Genomic DNA, 16,878 nt, shown 5'->3' with positions numbered 1-16,878 from the left:
TGAATTTCCGTTGAATTTCACCAGGATCTCATGAAGCTTTTCCCCTACGGTCACGCCACCCATCCGCAATGGCAGATGGCGGCCGGCCTCGTGCTCGCGCAGCTGCGTGCCTACCTGGCGCTGCCCGGTTATGCGAAGTCGCCGACGCTGGCACTGCTTTACATCACCGACCATTACGCCCCCCATGCGCAGGACATCCTCGACCACCTGAGCGCCGAATTACCCGACATCACCGACTGGAGCGGCACGGTGGGCGTAGGCATCGCGTCCAACAACGTCGAATACTTCGACGAACCGGCTCTCACGGTGATGCTGTGTGAGCTTCCGCACGACCAGTACCGCGTGTTCTCCGGTGTGTCGCCGTTGCCTCAAGCAGGCCAGGGAAGATTCAAGGCGCATACGGCGCTGGTGCATGCGGACGCCACCACGCCCGACGTCGCCGAGCTGATTGACGAAATGGCGCAGCGAACCGGCAGCGGCTATGTGTTTGGCGGCCTGGCCTCAAGCCGCTCCGGCACAGTGCAGTTTGCGCTCAGCGGCCACGGCAATGTCAAGGGCCAGGGTGCAGCTGGCGGCGCCTTTACCGGTGGCCTGAGCGGTGTGGCTTTTGGGCAGGGTGCGGCACTGATGTCGCGCATCACGCAGGGTTGCAGACCCGTGTCGGCGCATCACGAGATCACGGCATGTGAGTCCAATGTGGTGACAGAACTCGACGGCCAGCCCGCACTGGATGTGATGCTGGCCGACCTTGGCGTATCGCTGGATGAGCCCCGGGAAGCCCTGGCCAAAGTGCGAAGCACACTGGTCGGCCTGAGCCGGCCGGCGGATATTCCCCATGATGGCGCGGGCCATGCCGCCCGCCGGCACGGCCAGTTTGGCGCGGAGGTGCTGGTTCGCCACCTGATCGGGCTGGACCCGGCGCGCAAGGGTATTGCCATCGCGGAGGTGCCTGCCGTGGGCATGAAGCTGGCATTCTGCGAACGCAATGTGGAAGCTGCACGCGCCGATCTGGTTCGTGTGTGCGCCGAGATCCGGGAGGAATTGGAGCCGGAAGAGGTCACGCTGGAAGTGGCCAGCGCCTTGAGCGCGTCAGAGGCAGAGTCCGCGCCGCATGCAGCCCGGCGCATTGCGGGTGCCGTGTACGTCAGTTGCTCCGGCCGTGGCGGCCCGCACTTCGGTGCGCCCAGCGCTGAACTGCAGATCGTTCGGCGCGCGTTGGGTGATGTGCCGTTGGTCGGGTTTTTCGCCGGCGGTGAAATCGCCCGCCATCATCTGTACGGTTACACCGGCGTGCTGACGGTGTTTACCTCGCAGGAATAGGCTCGCCCCTATCGGAGGCCACTGCGTGTAGCTCCATTGCCCCTTTCAGGGGATGGTGTCTCGGCCAGGCAAAGCTGGTTCCGCGGCCGCGCTTGAAGTGACCGTGGAACTATAAGACCTGAGCTTCCAGCAATTCCACGGGGTCGCCGTAACGCGCTGCCAGTGCCACCACTGACGGGTCGCGCAACGCGCACAAAAAACCGTCCTTGATCAGGGTCTGGTCACCCGCTGTGACGGTGCCGTCCAGTGTGATCAGGTCCATGTGCACGGGCGGCTCTTCCCAATCAGGCATGACGCGGCGTATGTAGTCGCTGGGCTGCGCCAGGTCAATGCCGAAGTGCAGCGCGCCGGGTGCGTTGGAGCCGGCCGGGTACACGGTGTGGCGCGGAGCCTTGGGGTTGAAACCACAGCCTCCGCCTTCGATCATGCGGCCGCCCACCAGCATCTCGCGCAGGATCACCGCCTCTTCGGAAATGCCTTCAACCGAAGAAATCGTGTCGCCTTCAAAATGCACGGCGATTCTTTCTTCAAAGGGTTCTGCAAAGCCGACGGCCCATTGCGGATAGAGCACGCCGGCCATGGGCACCACGGCCTTGAAGTCATTTTTGACCGAGTTGTGGTCCCACAGGTTGGGGCCGTGCGTGGGCAGATAGTGCACGTAACAGCCGTCTTCCTCGGCCGTCATCTGCCCGCGCCAGCGATTGGTGGCCAGCTGGTTGGTGCGCATCTCCTGTGTGAACGTGATCCGGAAATCGCTGCCGCGCGGATCGGTAAACCGCAGGTCGAAGTCGCCTTCAGTGGGGTAGCGGCTGGCCGTGTTGCGGATGATCTCACCGATGAGATCGATCGGAAAGCGGGCCTGCGGTGTGTGCAGCAGATCGAGGTTGCGAAAGTAAGTGATCTTGACCCAGCGCTGCCCACCGCGGCGCAGATTGATGCACAGCGGATCCAGGATGGAGCAGAACCAGGTCGACACCACAAAGGTGGCCTTCTTCAGCATGGCATGCACTTCTTCAGGCACGGCAGTCACCTGCGTGCTCGGCTCCATATAGATGCGCACCTCTGCGCCGCGCGACCTGGCAATGCCGATAACCGCATCGATCACGCGCGGATCCAGCAGCGGATCCGCCAGCATCAGCACCCGGTCGCCTGGACGTATCGCCATCACGCGCGAGAAATTGTCCAGGGCCTGGAAAAAGTACTTCGTCTCGGTGAGGTTGGCCGCCACGGGGATGGGCAGGCCAACGTAGGTGGAGGTGGTGTTCATTGTGGTTTGGTGAAAGTTGCACGCATAGAGCGCCATGCGGGTTTTAATTGATTGAATATTACCGCCAGCCGCCAAACTACTTAACTGCCCCAATGTGAGCGGCTTGCCGGTCGAAGGCGCCCCTCTGAAGATGCTGCTGGCGACCTGCATGAGCTGGACGGGGTGCTACCTCCTTAGTGCAGCGAAGGCCTCGAACTCCCAGCTGCGCATTGCCAGCAGTAGCGTGAAGCCCTCACGGTCCTTGTCGCCCAGCTTCTGGTCGGTCTGGTGCTGCTGCGCGAAGTCCTGCGCTACGCGTTGCATGCGCTCTAAAAAGGAGGGGGCCAGTCCCCGGCTGATGGACCCGTGCACCAGCAACAGGCCTTCGCCATTGCCGTCAAAGCCGCCCGAGAAGTAATCGAGCAAGGCGTTGTCGCGAAAATAGTCCATCACCGGGCCATGCGGGCGCCAGCGAAAGGTTTTGGCGAGTTTGAGCCGGTAGCGGTTCAGGGGTTTGAGTTCAATGATGCCGATGCGATCCAGTTGCGCCAGGTATTTGATGCACTCTGCTTCCGATACGCGGTAGCTGGTGGTGATTTGTTCCAGCGTCCATTGCGACAGCACGCATATGGCGGCCAACAACAGCTTTTTGTCGGCCACCACGGCTTTTTCCTGCGCTTCGGTAAGTTCTGCCAGCAGGGGCTGTGTGTCGGCCACGCGCCGGGCCAGGTCGGCAAAGTCCAGCTTCAGCGCGCGGCAGATGGCGTCGATGCGCGACAACGGCATGTCACCCTTGGCCAGCATGCGCTTGACGCTGGATTCCGCCATGCCCAGCTTGGCGGCCAGGTCCGCATAGGTCATGCGGGCGGCCTTGAGTTCTTTTTTGAGGAGGGTGACGAGGTCGGCGGTGGTGCTCATGGGTATCGATTATCGGTACTTGTGGTGTGAAATACCGCCTTTATGTTGAATTTTTGATGCCTTATGCCATCCTTGCCCAGCACAGTGTGAGCCACTTAACAACCAAGGGCTCCGCATGCAAACCACCTCTCCCATCCCTCATCGCCGGGTCAAACCGCTCCCTTGGCACGTGCGCCCGGCGGCCCTTGCCTGGCGCCGCGAATGCGCGCTCGCCGGGCTGCTGCTTGCGCTGCTGCTGGGCGCGTTGTTCGGCCCCTCAGTGGCGCAGCCCTCGCACTATCACGACTTTGCCGACCAGCGCAGCTGGGGCTGGTTGCCGCATGCGATGGACGTAATCAGCAACCTGCCCTTTGCGCTATGGGGCATGGTGGGCATGTGGGCGATGTTGCGGGCAATGCGCGTGCGGGCCGTCAGTGGTGCGGCCGCAGCCATGGCGGCGCTGTTTTTTGGCGGCTTGTGGGTAACGACGGCCGTGTCCGCGGCCTATCACCTGCAGCCTGACGATGCGGGCCTGGTCTGGGACCGTGCCGGCATGGTGGTGGCCTTTGCCGGCTTGCTGGGCCTGGCGGTGATGCAGACAGTCAGCACCCGTGCCGGCCTGGCGCTGGCTGCCGCGGTGCTGGCGCTAGGGCCGCTGTCGGTGCATGTCTGGTCGTTAACCGGCAATGTGCTGCCGTGGGCGGTGCTGCAGTTTGGCGGCATGGCACTCATCCTGGCGTGTGCGTTTATGCGGCCCACGCTGGTGCGCGCATTGCCGGTTCGTTGGGGGCTGTTGATTGCGATCTACGCGCTGGCCAAGCTACTGGAGCTGGGCGACCACGCGGTGTTTGAATGGACGGGGCACATCGTGTCGGGCCACAGCCTTAAACATGTGGTGGCCAGCTTTGCCGCCTGGCCCGTGGTGTCTGCCTTGTTAGCCGCCCGGAAAATCAAGGCAGAATCCAGAGCAATATCCACATCCACCAGAGAGCAGGCGAGCCGTTCGGCCAAAGCCCGCCGCACAACAACTGAAATGAGGGGTCAAGCATGAGTGTTGATAAGGCCGCACCGGTGTCACCACCGCCTGTTCACGGGCATCCAAACCAGTTCGCGTTGCTCAGGCAACGCCGCTTCGCACCTTTTTTCTGGACGCAATTCTCAGGCGCTGCCAACGACAACCTCTTCAAGTTTGCCTTCACCGTGATGGTGACTTATCAGCTCAGCGTGAGCTGGCTACCACCGGCGCTGGCGGGGCTGGTGATCGGTGCGTTGTTCATACTGCCATTTTTGCTGTTCTCCGCCACCAGCGGGCAACTGACCGACAAGTTTGAAAAAACGCGCGTCATCCGCTTCGTCAAAAATCTGGAGGTGGTGATCATGCTGATCGCCGCGGCCGGTTTCATGAGCCCCAATCCGGATGTCCAGGTGCCTGTGTTGCTGGCCTGCACCTTCCTGATGGGCTTGCACTCCACCATCTTCGGCCCGGTCAAATTCGCCTACCTGCCCCAGGCGCTCAGCGAGCGCGAATTGACCGGCGGCAACGGCATGGTCGAGATGGGTACCTTCGTAGCCATCTTGCTGGGCCAGGTGGTCGGCGGGCTGATGGTGGCTGTGCCGCTTGTGGGACCTGACTATGTGGCCATCGCCTGCGTGGCCCTGGCACTGGCCGGCCGGGTTGTTTCGCAGTTCATTCCGCTTACGCCGGCGACCGATCCGGGCCTGAAGATCAACTGGAACCCCGTGACGGAAACCTGGCGCAACCTCAAGCTCGCCAAAGAGAACACGGTGGTGTTCCGCTCCATGCTGGGCATCAGCTGGATGTGGTTTTTCGGTGCCGTATTTTTGAGCCAATTCCCGAGTTTTGCCAAGGAAGTGCTGCACGGCAATGAGCAGGTGGCTTCGCTACTGCTCGTGGTGTTTTCCATCGGCATTGCGACCGGGTCTTTGCTGTGCGAAGTGCTCAGCAAGCGCCACGTTGAAATCGGGCTGGTGCCGGTAGGGGCGATCGGCATGAGCGTGTTTGCGATCGATCTATATTTCGCCTCGCGTGGCCTGCCCGCCATGCCCGTCATGAGCGTGGCCGCTTTCATGTCGCAGCATGCGCACTGGCGCGTGATGATCGACCTGGCCTTGCTCAGCCTCTTCGCTGGTTTGTACAGCGTACCCATGTATGCGCTGATCCAGCTGCGCAGCCAGCCCACGCACCGCGCCCGCATCATTGCGGCCAACAACATTCTCAATGCGCTGTTCATGATCGTCAGCGCGATTCTGGCCGGTGCGCTGCTGAAAGCCGACTTCAGCATTCCGCAGATATTCCTCTTCGTAGGCTTGGCCAACGCGGTGGTCGCGTTCTACATCTTCCTGCTGGTGCCCGAGTACCTGCTGCGCTTTATCGCGCTGATCGCCTCGCGCCTGGTGTATCGCTTCAAAATCACCGGTGACGAGAACATCCCGGCGCAAGGCGCGGCCGTGCTGACCTGCAACCATGTCAGCTTTGTCGACCCGGTGCTGCTGATGGCCGCCAGCCCGCGCCCGATCTATTTCGTGATGGACCACCGCATCTTCAAAATGCCGGTGCTGGGCTGGCTGTTCCGGCTGGCCAAGGCAATCCCGATTGCGCCGCGCACTGAAGACCCAGCGCTGTACGAGGCGGCGTTTGAGGCCGCTGCCAAGGTGCTGCGTGACGGTGACCTGCTGGCCATCTTCCCTGAGGGCGGTATCACCAAAAACGGCGAGCTCCAGGCCTTCAAGGGCGGCATCATGAAGATTCTTGAGAACGCCGAGCGCGACGGGCTGCAGGTGCCGGTAGTGCCCATGGCGCTGACCAATCTGTGGGGTTCCTTCTTCAGCCGTGTGGAAAAAGGCACGGCTATGGTCAAGCCGTTCCGCCGCGGCATCTTCAGCCGGGTGGGCCTGAACGCGGGGCCCGCCCTGGCGCCGGTAGAGGTCCAGCCCGAAGCTTTACGGGATCGTGTCGCTGCGCTGATGACGATCTAAAAGTATCAGTAAACGGTACCTGAGAGCTATTTTCAGGAAACTGTATCGATATCTGCATGGTTCTGAGGGGCCCCGGCGCACATTAGGGGCTCCTCAACAACCTCAAAGGTTTTTATGCAGACGCTGATACACCGTGACTCCAAACCCTGGCAGTTCCAGGTCTGGGCTTCGTTCCTGATCGCCGTTTTCCTGTGTGCCGTGGGCTTGTCCTGGCTGCCGGGCAAGGACCTGGACCGGGCTTTCATGATCATGGGCTACTTCTTCTGCCTGTCGGCCGCCTTTGTGCTGGCCAAGTATGTGCGTGACCAGGAGCAAAGCCGGGCCGAAGGCCGGCTCACCGACACCCCGATGTTCAAGCTTGTGGTGTGGGGCGGTTTTTTCCTGGCGATGTCACTGACCGGTTGGGGTCTCTGGCGCATGGAGATCAATGAAACCTACAAGGCCTTTCTGGGCGTGAGCTGGCTTTACCTGATTACCTGCAGCTTTACCCTGGCCAAAACCCTGCGCGACCGACACGAAGCCGACCTGAGCGAAGCCCGCATGGCTGGCCGGATGTCCCGCAGCCACGCCGCCAGTGAATAAAACCCGACATACGAACACAAGGAGTACGTCATGAAAAATCGATTTGCTACATATTTGATAGCTGCTTCCATAATATTTGCGACGGCTGGAGCCTCTTTTCATGCTAAAGCCCAGTCGGAGGCCTCTGCCTTGAGTGCTGTCTCGGCATTGCCGGTGGCCTCGGTTGTGGTGGGCGCCAGCGCCGCGGCAGGGGCGGTGGTGGCAGTCCCGGTGGTGCTGTCCACGGCGGGCACTGTGCTAGTGGTCAAGGCCGTGGAGAGCACGGCGCGCGGCACGGTGTATGTGCTGGAGCGCGCATCGGACGGCGCCCGCGCCAGCATTGAAGTGGTGGGCAAGGGCGTTGCGGGCGTTTCCATGGTGGCGGGAACGGCGGTGGTGGTGAGCGTGGTCGGTGCGGGCATCGTCCTGTCTGCCGCGGGTGAGGCCATTGCCTTTATCCCGAATGCGCTGGGCCGCGCCTTGCTACACAACGAACGGCTGACTTACTGATCCCGCAAGAAAGCTGAGTCATCCATGAAAACTCTGAAGCCTTTTCTTTCTCTGTTACTGGCAGCCGCTGTTTTGGCGGTGGCCCCGGCCGCGCATGCGGGGCGCTCTTGCGAAGCCCGCAAGACCACTCCCCAGACCGTTGAGCGCGGCATGACGCTAGCCGAGAAAACGCTGGCGTCGCTCAACGCCAGCGGCGACAAGGTCGTGGTGCTGGCGCGGGCCGGCCAGGACTTGGGCAAGTACGGGGTGCGCTATTCGCACCTGGGCCTGGCGTATCAAGTGCCTGATGGCCAGGGCGGCATGACCTGGCGCGTGGTGCACAAGCTCAACACCTGCGGTACCAGTGAGTCGGCGGTTTACCGCCAGGGGCTGGGCGAATTTTTCCTGGACGACCTGTGGCGCTACGAAGCCGCCTGGGCTGCCCCGTCGCCGGAGATTCAGTCAAAACTGCTGGCGTTGTTGCAGGACCCAGGCCGGATGACGGCCATGCACCACAAGCCCTACAGCATCGTGAGTTATGCCTGGGGGACCCGATACCAGCAGTCCAACCAATGGGCGATTGAAACAATGGCGGCCGCGATGGAGCCGGGCGTCGGCGGGCGGCAGCAAGCGCAGGCGTGGTTGCAGTTCAAAGGCTACGAGCCCACTGCGCTGAGGCTGGGGCCTTTGACCCGGCTGGGCGGGCGCCTGACCGCGGCGAATGTCGCGTTCGACGACCACCCCAACGACAAGCGCTTTTCCGATCGCATTGAAACCGTCACCGTGGATTCGGTGTTCAGCTGGCTGCAGCGTGCCCGCATGACAGACGGCAAGCTCGTGAACATCGTAAAGCTGTGAAAAGCTTTCTGAAATTTTTTAGAAGACAGAGATAACCATGGCCAATACCTTGCGATTGACTGAAAAATGGATGCACCGCGGCCTCTGGCTGGTGGCGTTGGTGTTTTCCGGCTTCCTGATCGGGCTGGGCGGCACGGTGGTAGGCGACTTGCCGAAAGTCGAGAAGCAACTCTCGCTTGATGACTACATGGATCCCGCCGCCACCAGTGCGCTGCGCGGTGCGATCAAAACGGCTGAGCGCAACGAGCGCGACGCGCAGGCTGCGCTCGAGCAAGCCCAGCTCAAACGCCGGGCGGCCCAGGCGGACTCGGCCGTCGCCCGCGAGACCTTCGACAACTGGCTATCGACGCGGCGTGCTACGCAGCTGGCTGAGCAAGACACCGAACTGCTGTCGCGCACGCGTGCGCTGGACGCCTTGAAAGACCGCGAGCGTGCAACCGGTGTCGCGGTGGAGGCCCAACAGCAGGCCGCGCTGGATGCGCGGCAAGGTGCAACGCGCGAACGCCGCAAGCTCAGGGAACTGGAAGACGCCGCGCAAGTTCAGCTCAATGCCGAATACCGGCGCGTGGAACTGCGCGTCTTCTTGTACCGCCTGGCCCTCACGCTGCCGCTGCTGGTGGCGGCAGGCTGGCTGTTCGCGAAAAAACGCAAAGGGACTTACTGGCCTTTTGTCTGGGGCTTCATCTTCTTTGCCGTGTTTGCGTTCTTTGTCGAGCTGGTGCCGTATCTGCCGAGCTACGGCGGTTACGTCCGTTACATCGTGGGCATCATCGTGACGGCGCTGGTAGGCCGGCAGGCCATCATTTCGCTGAACCGCTACCTAGAAAAGCAGAAGCTGGCCGAACAACTGCCGGACGCGCAGCGCCGCGAAGAACTCAGTTACGACACGGCGCTGACGCGCTTGTCAAAAAGCGTGTGCCCCGGCTGTGAGCGGGCTGTCGACTTGAAGAATACGGAGATTGATTTTTGCCCGCATTGCGGTATTGGCCTGTTTGACCACTGCTTCAAATGCACGACCCGCAAGAGCGCGTTTGCCAAGTTTTGCCACGCCTGCGGCACCACGGCGGACAAGAAGCTCAACCTGCCACAGACCGGTGCGGACGAGGTGCCGGCGCTCTGACCGGCTGATTTAGAGAGGGCGGCCGAAGAATGGGTAGCCCGGGTCGTTGTAGCCATGGCTCGACGCATGGCCGGGTACCACCAGTTCGTTGACAAAGGTTTCGTCGTCCTTGTCCAGCACGATGTCTAGTGCTCCGTACACGTCCTCCAGATGAGACAGTGTGCGCGGGCCGACGATGACCGAGCTGATCAGGGGATTGGCGAGCACCCAGGCTGCCGCAAACTGCCCGGGCACCTGGCCTCTGGCCTCGCAGCGCGCCTTGATCTTTTGCGCGATGACCAGTGACTCCTCTCGGAATTCGGTTTCCAGGATGCGCTTGTCGCCGCTGCCGGCGCGCGTGCCCTCGGCAGGCGGCAGGCCCGGCGGGTACTTGCCGGTGAGCACGCCGCGCGCCAGCGGGCTGTAGGGCACCACACCAATACCATAGTGGCCGCAGGCCGGCAGGATCTCGACCTCGGGGCCGCGGTTGAGCAGGTTGTAGTAAGGCTGGCACACGGCAGGTTGTGGCACGCCCAGTTCCTTGCACAAGCGCACCACTTCCGCGATGCGCCATCCCCGGAAGTTGGACAAACCAAAGCTGCGCAGCTTGCCCGCGCGGATCAAATCGCCCAGTGCGCGCACCGCCTCTTCAAGATTTTCTTCGTGGTAGTCGCGGTGCAGGTAGAGGATGTCCAGGTAATCCGTCTGCAGCCGCGCCAGGATGGCATCGGTTTGCTGCAGGATCCAGCGGCGCGAATAGTGGCTTTCGTTGACGGCTTCGCTGACGGGGTTGCCCAGCTTGCTGGCTAGCACCCAGTGGTGCCGCTGGCCGGCCAGCAATTTGCCCACATCTTTCTCGGACTGCCCCTGGTTGTAAACATCAGCGGTGTCGATGAAGTTGATGCCGTGCTCACGAGCCGAGGCCACGATACGGCCAGCATCCTCAAACGGTGTTTGTTTGCCAAACATCATGGTGCCAAGGCACAGGGCGGAGACTTTGAGGTTGCTGTTTCCGAGGCGGCGGTATTGCATGGGCATCTTTGAGGCAAAAAAGAGGAAACCGTGATGGTGCCTGAGCTTGCGGCTTTGCGCTGCGGGCCGGGATTTTCGTAGGTGAAAGCCTGGTGCGTGATGCCTGTCACGGGGATGCCGATTTTCGGTGAAGTATCTTTTGGCGATCCTTTTCGTACATTGCAAGTAGCCTTGTATCTTTAGAAGAAACTTTTCGGTCATCACGCCCCACACTGCGTTCACAAGCATTTGCTTGGGCCTTCGGGTAATTTATGAAGATCGATTCGACCCTGTTTTCCATATCACGCATGGCACGCCTTTCACGCCGCAAGGCCGTGGCTGCGGCCTTGCTGGGTACGGTGGCACTGACGGGCTGCTACGTCGTGCCGGTTCAGCCCGCTCATCCGGTCACTTCTACTGTGTATGTCACGCCGGCCATGCCGGCCAGCACGACCTTCGCGGCGCGCTTGTACCCGGCCAACGATGCCGCCAAGGTTTACGGCATGGTGGGCGCGGTGGTAACCAACGACATGAACGGGCGCGGGACCTTCACGACCAACATCAATGGCGAGAGCTTTACCGGTGAAGCCACGCGCATTGCGGGCTCTTCAACGCGTGAAGGTGTGGCCAATGGCTCGGGCAACCGCGGCAGCTACATCAGCTGCCGCTACCAGATGAACTCGTCCACCCTGGGAACCGGGCAGTGCAAACTGTCCAATGGGGCGCAGTTCACGATGCACGTGGGTGGTTGATCAGCCGGCAGGCGAGCTGACTATTGCCTCAGTTGCTCCGCTGCCACCATCAGTGGGGCCGCCTTGAGATGGCCCACGTACTTCAGCGGCTTGTGAATCATGATGGAGGGCACATCGCCCTCCCGCATGTGCAGCAGGTCGCCGGGGTTGATCAGGCGCGGGTCGGCATCGGTGAGCGGCAGGCCCGCGCTGCGATAGGCCTCCAGGATGAACTGCGAGCAGAAGAACTGGTCGTTGCGGCCCAGCCCGAGCTGCACAGCCGCGATGCCGCGAATGCAGAAGTCCCTCACCAGGGAAGGCACCAGCGGCAGCTCGCACAGGCGCCGCTCCAGTGCGAAAGGGGCTTGCAGCATCACGCCGAGGTAGTTGTATTTTTTGCCTTCATGACCGGCTACGAAGGTGTTGATCCGGACAGCCTGCCCCGCGGTGAGGTCCGGGTGGCGAAAGGCCACTACCGTCGCTTCGTCGCCCAGCATGGCATCCATGCTTCGAATGCGTATGCCCGAACCGACGGCTTCGGCGATTTGCTGGTTGCCCATGTAAATCGCGGCATGGCTGACGGGCGAGAGTGTGATCAGGCGAATGCCTACCGAGTTGAGACCGTTTTCGGCGGTGAGGATGATGTCGCCTGGCATCAGGACGTCGGGTGCGATCAGCTCTCCACCGTTGCCCGGGTGAAGGGCTTTATTCTGAAAACCCAGCATCGGTGCACCGGTTTCCGCATGCGGCTTGATGGCCGTGGCGCAACCGCCGAGGGCAAGCAGCAAGGTGCCCAGGACAGTCATCGACGACAGAAATCGGGCCATCGCGGCTTGTGGTGAAGGTTTAGGCATGCGTCGGTCCAGTTAAATACGGCGATGAAATCAGGAAAGCAAGCAGCGCGCTCATGGCGCGGCGCGCTCGACCAGGTATTCGCGGGCATACCAGAACGTTTCGGGCGATTTGAATGCGCCCAACGTGCCTTCCCTCTCGTCCTGCCGTGAACGCAGGTCCCAGCGGGTGTCGATGATGCGGCAACCGTCGCAGGGTTTTTCACCCACCCGGCGCTGCACCAGTGCGTAGCGCGTATTCTTGAACAGGGCATCGACGTCTTGGTAGTCCACCGGTTGAGCGGCAAAGTAGGGAACGATCTTGGCGCCCGGGATGATGAACTCGTAACGCTCGAAGTGCCCGTTGAAGTTGCTCGGCACCGAAATGGGCTGGCCTTTGAGCAATGCGTCGGTTTCGGGACGGAAGTGGCCCATGTCGCCGTTGAAGGGCGACGTCACCCATGCCAGCGCAAAGAGCACGGCGAAGCTGCTTAGCGCTGCGACCGGTCGCGTGAGCTCGCGCCTGGCTATGCCGGCGATGCATGCCACCGCAAGAGCCCCTATAAAGAACCAGTAAAGCGGTGAATACAGCCAGGAATCCTGCGTGGCCCGCAGGCCGCCAAAGGCAATCAGTCCCATGGCCAGCGCGCCACCCAGGCACAGCAGCAAAGTCAGGCTGAACCAGATGCGCGAGATGCGCTCCCAGTACAGTGCGATCAGCACGGCCAGCGCCGGCATGGCGGGAATCAGGTAGCGGGTGGAGCGCTGGGTGGGCACCATAAACACCAGCGCAAAGGCCAGCATCCATATCCACATGGCTTTTTCGGCATCACTGATGGCCGTGCCAGTGCCCTGGCGTTGCCGCCAGGCCCGCCACGCCGCCACACAACAGCCTACAGCAACGGGCAGCAGAAAGAGGGCGTTGGAAAAATAGCCCGTCAATATCGTCAGCAGGCCGCTGCTGCCGCTGAAAGCTATGGCGAAATAGCCGCGCGACGAGTTCAACTTGCCGGCGTTTTCGCCGACGACGAACTCGCGCCAGACCTCTCCGGGCTGTGGATCGATGGCAAACCACAAGCCGAAAATGGCCAATGCCAGCATGCAAATGCCAGCGACCTTGGCGCCGTCGGCCACAACGCCGGGGCGAAATATTTGCCACGGTGCTTTTCGCGCGCCCAGAGTTTGATAGCACAGGGCGAGTGCAAACCCGACCGGCACCACCATGACGAAAGACTTGTAGAGGCATCCCATGCCAATGGCCAGCCCGGCCAGCAGCGGGAACTTCCAGCGCGAGGCCATCAGTCTTGTCGGCGCCCAGGCAATGGCAAACAGCACACCAAACAGCCAGAAGGTTTCAGGCGCGCTGGTGAGATATGGCCTGCCATAGCGGTATGTGGTGAAGAAAGACAGGTAGACGATGGTCGCGATGGCGCCCATGGTCAGGGCGTGGTGGTGATTTCCGGCTGAATGCATCCGGTCTGCGGGATCTTCCGTGCCAGTGACAAGGGGGGCTGCCGTGTTCCGGACGGTCTTCCAGGTCAGCAGCCCCACCATGAGCGCAATTCCCCAGGTGTACACCACGCTGGGCAGCCGTAGGTTTAACAGCGTCCAGTGCTCTCCCCATCCGCCAGCCACCATCGCCTGCCAGAACAGCACAGGCGGTTTGGTATTGCGCATGAAGTCATACGAACTGACCAGCGGCAGCCATTTTCCGGTTTCTGCCGTCAACTTCGCGATGTGGGCATAGACGAGCTCGTCGCCATTGCGCGGGATGTGGTCACCGCCGAGGCCGAATAAATAACCGAGAGCTACCAGGAGGGCCAGTCCTATCCAGAGGCGATGGACGGGAAAGTGGTTCTTCAGTGACTCAAGGCTTGTCATGGGTATCAGGTGAAGGTTCTTCGTCGGGGCTCACCATCTTGGCGCGGCGGCGGAACGTCATGCGGTCGTTGGCCACAAAATTGCACACGCTGGACAGCGCAATCGACAGAACGTTGGCCAGGAGGTAATGCATATGCAGGGCTAGCCATTTTGTCAGCAACGACTGCAGCACGATGGCCAGCCCGGCAGCCATCACGTACTTGGAAAACAGGAACAGCGCCGAGTGATGCACTTCATGCTTGCGGTCACGCCAGGTCAGGCGCCGGTTCCAGTAGAAGTTGTTGAACGTGGCGACGGTGATCGCCAGCGCAATGGAGTAGTTGAGCCGCGAGTGGAAATCCACGATCCAGCTGAACAAAAATTCCTGCGCGACGTACAGCACGGCGACGTTGACCACCGTGCCACTGGCGCCAACCACGCCAAACTTGATGAAACGCCAGCGGACCATCGGCTGAAGGCGCGCAGGGAGGCGGCTGATGACCGCCTCTGCAATGGATCTGAGTGTTGGCATCAGGCGTTGGCTGTCATCGGGGCCGCCAGGCATTCTCGCGCTTTGGCCAGAACGGCAGCTGGCTCAATGACCTTCAGGCACTGGTTGTCGCCGTCGCAATAGGACGAACGATGGTTGTAGGCGGTCAGGCAGGGAGAACAGGGCCAGTGGCTGTAAAACGAATGACACTGCGGCGTCAGTGGCGCATACAGGCCAGGGGTCTCGGGGCCGAACAGCATCAGCGTCCAGATGGGCGTCAACGCAGCGAACTGCCCCGGCCCGCCGTCGTTGGTGACCAGCAGGCGCGCTACGTGAAAGAGCGCCAGCAGCTCGGAAATGGACCGGGTATAACCGGTCAGGTCAATTACGGGGCTTCCCGGGAAGGCCATTTGCACATTGGCCACGAGCTGTTGTGCCAGAGCCTGGTCGTCTTTCAGTCCAATGACGGCCACTGCACACCCGTCGGCCACCAGGCCCTCGCACAGGGCGGTGTAGGAAGCCAATGGCCAGGCGCGTATCGGCAAAATGCCCCCGCCTGGGTAGACCAGCACCAGGGGCTTGTTAGCGACCGTGGGGAAGTCTTGCGCGAGGCGGGCCTGGATGCCGGGCACCCGTGCCGCGTCCAGCTGCACGTGCGGCGGCGGCTTGCCAATGCCAGTCGCCGCCATGTTGGCCGGAAGCTTTGACTTCGGTACGGCAGTCGAATCAATCGCGCGCGCCAGCGTCAGGAACTGCGCGCTGATGTGGTGATAGGGGTTGTAGGGCACGGGGCGGTTGATGTGCGAGCCGCGGTAGAGGCCTTCTTGCGTATGGCGGTGAAAACCCACGCGGATGCGCGCGCCGCTGGCATACGACAGCAGGCTGCTGATGCGCGAGAACAGCTCGCAGTCGATCGCCACATCGACGTTCGCCCGGCGCAGCTCGCCAATCGCCTTCCACAGGCTCGACAGCAGCCCGCCCAGCGATTTGTCATTGACCGTGTGCACGTTGGCCGGATCCACGACCTTCATCAGGTCGAGGATCTCGCGGTTTTTCCCGAAGAGCAGCGCATGCAATGGTGCGTCGGGGTAGCGCTGCTTCAGGCGCGCAAACATCTCGTGCGCCAGCACCAGGCTGCCCATCTCAGACAACAAAATCACCACGATGGCACGCGGCGCCTTGTCGGCGCTGTCGTCCCTGCGGAAGCGGCGCATGGCCGCATCAATGCCCGACACAGCCGCGCACAGCGGAATGCCCGCCCATCGGTCTATCCAGCGTTGCAGGTTGATGTTCATCACACCCCCCGCTGCCGGTCGCCGCGGAACTGCGCAGCGAATTCGCCAAAGCGCCCCGCATCAAGCGCATCGCGGATCTCCTGCATGAGGTTGAGGTAGTAGTGCAGGTTGTGGATGCTCGACAGCATGGGTCCCAGCATCTCGCCGCAGCGGTCCAGGTGGTGCATGTAGGCACGCGAGAAGTTTTTGCAGGTGTAGCAGCTGCAGGTTGCGTCCACCGGCTGGTCCTCGGTCTTGTAGCGCGCGTTGCGGATTTTCAGGTCGCCGAAACGGGTGAACATGTGGCCGTTGCGCGCATTGCGGGTCGGCATCACGCAGTCGAACATGTCGACGCCGGCCGCGACGCCCTCGACCAGGTCTTCGGGTGTACCGACGCCCATCAGGTAGCGCGGCTTGTTCGTTGGCAGGCGATGCGGCGTGTGCGCCATGATGCGTTGCATCTCTTCCTTGGGCTCGCCCACGCTCACACCGCCGATTGCGTAGCCCGGCAGGTCGAGCTCAACCAGCGCATCCAGCGATTCCTGACGCAGGTTTTCAAACATGCCGCCCTGCACGATGCCGAAGAGCGCGTTGGGATTCTCGAGCTTCTTGAACTCGGCGATGCAGCGGCTGGCCCAGCGCAGGCTCAGCTCCATCGAGCTGCGTGCTTCGCTTTCGGTGGTGATATGGCCTTTGGTGTCGTACGGCGTGCACTCGTCGAACTGCATCACGATGTCGCTGTTGAGCACGGTCTGGATCTGCATCGAGATTTCAGGCGTCAAAAAGAGCTTGTCGCCGTTCACGGGCGACGCGAACTTCACACCTTCTTCGGAAATCTTGCGCATCTCGCCCAGCGACCAGACCTGGAAGCCGCCGCTATCGGTCAGGATGGGTTTGTTCCAGCTTTCAAACTTGTGCAGGCCGCCGAACTTTTGCATCACATCGAGGCCGGGACGCATCCAGAGATGAAAAGTGTTGCCCAGGATGATTTGCGCGCCCATGTCGTGCAGCGATTGGGGCATCACGCCCTTGACGGTGCCGTATGTGCCGACTGGCATGAAGATGGGGGTTTGCACCACACCGTGGTTGAGCGTCAGCTTGCCGCGCCGGGCATAGGAGCCGAGGTAGGCGCCGGCCCCTTCGCCGGCCGGGGCATCGGTCTTCAGAACTTCAAATTCGAGCATCTTGGGATTGTCGCAGGTGTGCGCAGGAGAT

General features: G+C 61.7%; 16 protein-coding genes. 8 read left to right on the top strand and 8 right to left on the bottom strand.

Annotated features, from left to right (window positions below):
- Window positions 1–30: 30 nt before the first annotated feature.
- Window positions 31–1,320, top strand: a complete 1,290-nt coding sequence (locus tag ACQ4MS_RS07200) for an FIST signal transduction protein (RefSeq protein WP_431098696.1) — start codon at window positions 31–33, stop codon at window positions 1,318–1,320.
- 109 nt (window positions 1,321–1,429) lie between these two features.
- Here the strand turns inward: ACQ4MS_RS07200 and ACQ4MS_RS07195 are convergent, their stop codons facing one another.
- Both ACQ4MS_RS07195 and ACQ4MS_RS07190 read right to left on the bottom strand, forming a co-directional pair.
- A complete protein-coding gene (locus ACQ4MS_RS07195) occupies window positions 1,430–2,587 on the bottom strand; it encodes a hypothetical protein (protein WP_431098695.1) in 1,158 nt (385 codons plus the stop codon).
- 165 nt (window positions 2,588–2,752) lie between these two features.
- On the bottom strand, window positions 2,753–3,484 hold the full coding sequence (locus ACQ4MS_RS07190; protein WP_431098694.1) for a helix-turn-helix domain-containing protein: 732 nt from the start codon (window positions 3,482–3,484) through the stop codon (window positions 2,753–2,755).
- A gap of 115 nt (window positions 3,485–3,599) precedes the next feature.
- Here ACQ4MS_RS07190 and ACQ4MS_RS07185 point away from each other — a divergent pair, with 115 nt between their 5' ends.
- The 6 genes from ACQ4MS_RS07185 (at window position 3,600) to ACQ4MS_RS07160 (ending at window position 9,488) form a co-directional block, all read left to right on the top strand.
- Window positions 3,600–4,514 (top strand): hypothetical protein, encoded by a 915-nt coding sequence (locus ACQ4MS_RS07185; RefSeq protein ID WP_431098693.1) that lies wholly within the window; start codon window positions 3,600–3,602, stop codon window positions 4,512–4,514.
- Complete coding sequence (locus tag ACQ4MS_RS07180; protein WP_431098692.1) at window positions 4,511–6,460, top strand: MFS transporter; 1,950 nt, start codon at window positions 4,511–4,513, stop codon at window positions 6,458–6,460. The genes ACQ4MS_RS07185 and ACQ4MS_RS07180 overlap by 4 nt, the downstream gene beginning before the upstream one ends.
- A 114-nt stretch (window positions 6,461–6,574) precedes the next feature.
- A complete protein-coding gene (locus ACQ4MS_RS07175; RefSeq protein WP_431098691.1) occupies window positions 6,575–7,042 on the top strand; it encodes a YiaA/YiaB family inner membrane protein in 468 nt (155 codons plus the stop codon).
- A 30-nt stretch (window positions 7,043–7,072) separates the two neighbouring features.
- Window positions 7,073–7,531, top strand: a complete 459-nt coding sequence (locus ACQ4MS_RS07170; RefSeq protein WP_431098690.1) for a hypothetical protein — start codon at window positions 7,073–7,075, stop codon at window positions 7,529–7,531.
- Window positions 7,532–7,555: 24 nt separating this feature from the next.
- A complete protein-coding gene (locus ACQ4MS_RS07165; RefSeq protein ID WP_431098689.1) occupies window positions 7,556–8,368 on the top strand; it encodes a DUF2145 domain-containing protein in 813 nt (270 codons plus the stop codon).
- Window positions 8,369–8,405: 37 nt separating this feature from the next.
- Window positions 8,406–9,488, top strand: coding sequence for a serine endopeptidase (locus tag ACQ4MS_RS07160; RefSeq protein WP_431098688.1), 1,083 nt, complete (start codon window positions 8,406–8,408; stop codon window positions 9,486–9,488).
- Window positions 9,489–9,497: 9 nt separating this feature from the next.
- Here ACQ4MS_RS07160 and ACQ4MS_RS07155 read toward each other — a convergent pair whose 3' ends face one another.
- On the bottom strand, window positions 9,498–10,499 hold the full coding sequence (locus ACQ4MS_RS07155) for an aldo/keto reductase (protein ID WP_431098687.1): 1,002 nt from the start codon (window positions 10,497–10,499) through the stop codon (window positions 9,498–9,500).
- A gap of 287 nt (window positions 10,500–10,786) precedes the next feature.
- Here ACQ4MS_RS07155 and ACQ4MS_RS07150 point away from each other — a divergent pair, with 287 nt between their 5' ends.
- Complete coding sequence (locus ACQ4MS_RS07150; protein WP_431098685.1) at window positions 10,787–11,230, top strand: hypothetical protein; 444 nt, start codon at window positions 10,787–10,789, stop codon at window positions 11,228–11,230.
- A 20-nt stretch (window positions 11,231–11,250) separates the two neighbouring features.
- Here ACQ4MS_RS07150 and ACQ4MS_RS07145 read toward each other — a convergent pair whose 3' ends face one another.
- From ACQ4MS_RS07145 to tgt, 5 genes are read right to left on the bottom strand one after another with little or no spacing between them, the layout of a single operon-like run.
- Window positions 11,251–12,063 carry a distant relative of cell wall-associated hydrolase gene (locus tag ACQ4MS_RS07145; protein ID WP_431098684.1) on the bottom strand — a complete coding sequence of 271 codons (813 nt, stop codon included), beginning with the start codon at window positions 12,061–12,063 and terminating at the stop codon, window positions 11,251–11,253.
- Window positions 12,064–12,114: 51 nt separating this feature from the next.
- Window positions 12,115–13,920: an ArnT family glycosyltransferase gene (locus ACQ4MS_RS07140; protein WP_431098682.1), complete on the bottom strand. Its 1,806-nt coding sequence runs from the start codon at window positions 13,918–13,920 to the stop codon at window positions 12,115–12,117.
- On the bottom strand, window positions 13,907–14,431 hold the full coding sequence (locus tag ACQ4MS_RS07135; protein ID WP_431098681.1) for a GtrA family protein: 525 nt from the start codon (window positions 14,429–14,431) through the stop codon (window positions 13,907–13,909). The genes ACQ4MS_RS07140 and ACQ4MS_RS07135 overlap by 14 nt, the downstream gene beginning before the upstream one ends.
- A complete protein-coding gene (locus ACQ4MS_RS07130) occupies window positions 14,431–15,684 on the bottom strand; it encodes a glycosyltransferase family 9 protein (RefSeq protein WP_431098680.1) in 1,254 nt (417 codons plus the stop codon). The genes ACQ4MS_RS07135 and ACQ4MS_RS07130 overlap by 1 nt, the downstream gene beginning before the upstream one ends.
- Complete coding sequence (gene tgt, locus ACQ4MS_RS07125) at window positions 15,684–16,847, bottom strand: tRNA guanosine(34) transglycosylase Tgt (RefSeq protein ID WP_431098679.1); 1,164 nt, start codon at window positions 16,845–16,847, stop codon at window positions 15,684–15,686. The genes ACQ4MS_RS07130 and tgt overlap by 1 nt, the downstream gene beginning before the upstream one ends.
- Window positions 16,848–16,878 lie beyond the last annotated feature (31 nt).

It is taken from the genome of Polaromonas aquatica, from assembly GCF_050626995.1.
Classification (GTDB): Bacteria; Pseudomonadota; Gammaproteobacteria; order Burkholderiales; family Burkholderiaceae_C; genus Polaromonas; species Polaromonas aquatica_A.
The sequence above is the reverse complement of the archived record's forward strand: the minus strand, read 5'-3'. Positions and strand labels throughout refer to the sequence as shown.